Source organism: Rhizobium sp. SVR5-9E (genome assembly GCF_056755095.1).
In genome coordinates, this window is the sequence record NZ_JBNDHS010000414.1 from 1 (window position 1) to 272 (window position 272).

Annotated in this window: 1 protein-coding gene; it reads left to right on the forward strand. The window is 33.1% G+C overall.

Going from position 1 to position 272, the window contains the following annotated elements; translation table 11 throughout:
* Positions 1 to 27: 27 nt before the first annotated feature.
* Positions 28 to 272: hypothetical protein (locus tag ACPYOJ_RS35420; RefSeq protein ID WP_481420397.1), on the forward strand; the 245-nt coding region annotated here is incomplete at its 3' end.

Genomic DNA, 272 nt, shown 5'->3' on the forward strand with positions numbered 1-272 from the left:
GTATTAGTATCATGCAACAGCCAGAAAGTGTATTCCGATTTTGATATCAGTTACTCTAAGAGTGGAGGCTATGCTCCGACTTATGAAAACCTTCTTATTAAAGGAAATGACGCCCATTACTCTTTTGAGGGTGAGGGCAAAAAGATAAAACAGACTTTTAAAATATCGGATGAAGATTTAAAAAAGATAAATAATACGCTTTCACAAAACAACTTCAGAAGAATACAGGAAGATCATAAGAAGATCTACGATTTTATATCAACATCTATTAC